4 protein-coding genes are annotated in these 4,267 nt (G+C 38.7%); all 4 read right to left on the reverse strand.

Annotated features, from left to right (window positions below; all coding sequences use genetic code 11):
* On the reverse strand, positions 1-777 hold a 777-nt coding region (locus tag RT445_RS20270; protein ID WP_313471429.1), incomplete at its 3' end, for an amino acid permease.
* A 34-nt stretch (positions 778-811) separates the two neighbouring features.
* Positions 812-1,822, reverse strand: coding sequence for a phosphotransferase enzyme family protein (locus RT445_RS20275; RefSeq protein ID WP_313471431.1), 1,011 nt, complete (start codon positions 1,820-1,822; stop codon positions 812-814).
* Between the two features lie 43 nt (positions 1,823-1,865).
* The gene (locus RT445_RS20280; RefSeq protein WP_312506349.1) at positions 1,866-3,131 is read right to left on the reverse strand and encodes a class-III pyridoxal-phosphate-dependent aminotransferase; all 1,266 of its coding nucleotides are present in this window, start codon (positions 3,129-3,131) and stop codon (positions 1,866-1,868) included.
* A 13-nt stretch (positions 3,132-3,144) separates the two neighbouring features.
* Positions 3,145-3,936 (reverse strand): DeoR/GlpR family DNA-binding transcription regulator, encoded by a 792-nt coding sequence (locus tag RT445_RS20285; protein WP_312506350.1) that lies wholly within the window; start codon positions 3,934-3,936, stop codon positions 3,145-3,147.
* Between the last annotated feature and the right edge of the window lie 331 nt (positions 3,937-4,267).

Raw genomic sequence — 4,267 nt, forward strand, 5'->3', positions numbered from 1 at the left:
AACTGTCATTACATCTATTCCAGCAAGTCCTATTGCCACGGTTGTTGTCAAAATGGATAAAATCAGCAATGTCACCATACCTGAAATCAACCCTTTTGGCATATCCTTTTGCACATCTCTCGTCTCTTCTGATAACATAGGCAGCATTTCAATAGCTAAAAAAAGCCACATCGCATACGGTAATGCTGACCAGATCCCTTTAAATCCACCTGGTATTAAGTCACCATTCTCAGGAAATAGATTGCCAACGTTAATTTGTGGTAATCCAACAAAATACATTAATACTAATAAGCCTAATGCAATAAAGACAAGCACCATTTCAATCGTGGCATATTCCTTAATACCAATAATGTGAACGCCCATGAAAAGAGCGTACATAAAGGCTGCTGCTACAACAGTTGGTACAGCAGGGAATAAAAAGCTAATATATCCGCCAATACCGATGGCAATAATAGGTGCAGCAATGACATACTGAAGAACAACTCCAATCCCGGTAATAAAACCGATATAACGTCCCATCGCCCGTCGAGCAAATGAATAGGGTCCACCTGCATAAGGTAACATCGTCGATAATTCAGAAATTCCTAAGGTCATCGTTAAATACATAATCGCCATAAATAATGTTGCAATGAGCATGCCTAAAAAACCCGATTGACTTAAGCCAAAATTCCAGCCAAAGTAGTTACCAGAAATGACAATGCCGACGCCAATTGTCCATAAATGAATGGGTGTAAGGGCTTTCTTTAATACGATGATTTCATCCTTTTTCGAAGACATGTTATTCGCCACCTTTTATCGTTATTTAGTTGTTTCAGTTCTGATACTTATCTAAATAAGCTTTTACTAAGGCATCACTTTGAAGTGTATAATTTTCACCGAGTAAGCGTGTTGTGTCATTATCACGGCTACCAATCCAAGAAATAAGCTGCAGTCTTCTCATTAAAATAAATGTCGGAATCATCTCTATTTCTTCATCTGTTAACGTCCTTATCTTGCTATAGCCCTTTATCCATGAAGCAATCAAATCATCGAGATAAGGCATATGTTCAATAAAACTAACAGATGTTGCTACATCATATAAAAACCAGCCAAAACCACAATCATCAAAATCGATAACCTTGATTTCATCACCGTAAATGAGTAAATTGGCTAAACGTAAATCAGCATGAATGAGACCAAATCGTGTTTGACTTTTTCCATATGCATCTAATCTCTTTTGTATAACAAGCGTCGCTTTTTCATATAAAGCGATGCGAGATGGGGTCATCCCAAGTCCATCCTGCCATCTCGCCCATTTTGGAGATTGTCCTAAAATTGTGTCATAATCCCACGTCATTCGTTGAAAAGCTTTGTAGTAATCATGTTGCTCGATCGTATGCTTGTGAAACATCGCTGTAATTTCACCTAATGTTTCAAATTGCTGAATTAAGTTTTCTTCATTATTTTCATCAGGAGCATTTCCCTCCAAAAATGTAAATAATGTGCTATAATATATCGTGTCATTATATTCATGAGCATGTACGTAGTCACCGTCATCTGCTCGCATTGGTAATGATACATCAATAGGAGATTGCTCATGGAGCGAGTTCAACCAGGCAATCTCCGCTTCGATTTCTTCTTTTTTATGGTAATTAGGGCGACTAATTCTTAAAATATACTTTTCGCCCTGCATGTCTTCTACGAGATACGTAGAATTTTCAGAATAATCAATCATTTTACAAGATGCTTCTACTAAACAACTAAACTCTTTCAGCGCATCATTAGCAGCCTGATGAAAGTTGGAAAGTACTACTTCTAAATCTATGAAATCCATTTGACCCATTTAGAAAACCCCCTTGTTTACTAAAATGATAAGCTTCTACTCGTTAATAGCGTGCAAATTTTACTAGTTGCGCTGCTTCTTTAATGCCTGCCTCACATTTTTCAAGTAATTCATCACAATACGCTTTATCACATAATAACCCTGGCTTAAATTGTAAAACACGTGTATCTAGCATTGAATAAATCGCCCACACACCATGCTTGTACAAGGAACTCATCACGTATTTTGCTCCATCTGGGTGATTAAACTCTAAGCCCATGACCACGCCAAGCTGACGAATTCCCACAAAGAAATCAGGACATTGTTGTTGAATGCGCTCTAAGCCACTACGTAAATAGCGTGCAACATATTCGACATTTTTGATTACTTCTGGACGCTGTGAAATTTCTAGTACTTTCATTGCCACTACGCAGCCCAGCTCTGCTCCACCAAAAGTAGAAATATGTGCAAGCCCATCTTCCTTCATCCAACCACCTGCTCGTTCATTTACCACTGTCGCCGCAATTGGATAAATGCCTCCACTGAGACCCTTTGCCGTCACAAGAATATCTGGCTTCACACCGTAATGCTCAATTCCCCACAGCTTACCTGTTCTCATCAAGCCTGTTTGCACCTCATCGGCAATATATAATGCCCCATATCGCTCGCAAAGTGACTTGACATCTGCTAAGTAATTAGCTGTTGGCAATGGGAATCCATAGGTCGCAGGAATTGTCTCGATAATGACGCTAGCTACATCTCCTTTAGCAAGCTCACGCTCCATTGCTGCAAGATCATTGAATGGTACATGCACAAATTCATTTGGACTGCCCTCACTTAAAAATGGCTTAGAATAACGTTCATTGCCAAGTGAAACTGCGAGCCCCGTATGACCATGATAGCCATTTTTAATCGAAATCGTTTTCTTTCGTTTGGTAGCATAGCGAGCACATTTTAAGGCCACATCAATTGCTTCACTTCCACCACTAGAGAAAATGGAGTAGGTTAATCCCTCTGGTGTGCAGGCTGCCAATTTTTCTGCTAATTGGGCACGTGCAGTCGATGGGAAATGGTGATTTCCAATATCAAAATAATTTGTTCCTTCTACTAATGCTGCGATCACTTCTGGATTTCGGTGTCCCAGGTTATACGTACCGCCATTGAGATGCGCGTTCATTAATTTCTTGCCATCCACATCGTAAAAATAATAGCCCTCTCGTTTGCCAATGACGACATCTACACCATCTATCTGCCACTGTTTCGTTTTCCCTGGATTCCACCAGTCAATTGATTTTTGTAAGGTTGCCTGTTTATTCGCAAAAAAGTCCATAGTTTCCACCTTCCTATACATTGACGTCGTCCAAAATTTCACCTGCTATTAATAACTCTACTTTTTTCTGTTCCAAACGTTCCTGCCACTGTGAAGAGCTTTTTTGATCTGTAATGACCATCGAAACATCCTCTAAATGACAAATATGAGCTAATGTAGAGACTCCAAATTTCGTATGGTCTGCTAAAATAATCGTATTTTCTGCTCGCTCTATTAATTTCTTAGAAATAGCAGCACCCGTAATATCATAATCCGTAATCCCATCAGCTAAAGAAATGCCCCCTGCAGCCACAAAGGCTTTATTGGCCTTTAACTGATTAAAAAATAAATCAGCTAATGGACCACCCATAAACTTTTGACGATGCTCATACTCGCCTCCCGCAAAAAGCACCTTCCCTTGAAAGCATTCCGCTGCTAAGGATAGAACAGGAAGAGAGTTTGTCACTACAATAACATTGGGCTTATCACCTAAAAAACGAACAATTTCATAGGCTGTTGTACCATGACCGATAAAAATAACATCTCCGTCTTCCACAATACTTGCAGCAGCCTTACATATCCTTCTTTTCTCTAAGTTGTTAAGTGAAGTTTTTTGTTCAAAGGTCCGTTCATACTTTTCTTTCGCCTTCACTGCACCCCCATAGACTTTGTGTAGGAGCCCTTCCTTTTCTAATCGATCCATATCTCTACGTATAGTCTCACCTGATACGTTTAATAGTTGCTCAGCATCACTTACCTTTACTTTTCCTTCTAAATCCAACATATCTAAAATTACCTTTTTACGTTCCTCAAACGAAAGAGACATACACCATCACTCCAAACACAAAGTTGAATCCAACAAAATCCACAATTCCAACTTCAATTTTCTGCATTCATGTGGATTTGTTTTGAATTTTAAATAATAGTTAAACAATTGTCAATACTCTGAATATTATTTTTATCTATGTTTTGGTTGTTTTTATCTCTCTGGATCAAGAATTTCATTCGAAATATCGCTAATAAATTATTTTACTAAAATACACAAAAATCCAAAACGATTCTATCGGAAAAGCACATTCTATTACTCTTAAATAAAAGCGTCCATAATCAGAACCACCAGTCTAACTGGTGGTTTGCTCTACGCGTGAAACGCTGGG

The sequence above is a fragment of the Lysinibacillus sp. genome, from assembly GCF_032093475.1.
Lineage (GTDB): Bacteria > Bacillota > Bacilli > Bacillales_A > Planococcaceae > Lysinibacillus > Lysinibacillus irui.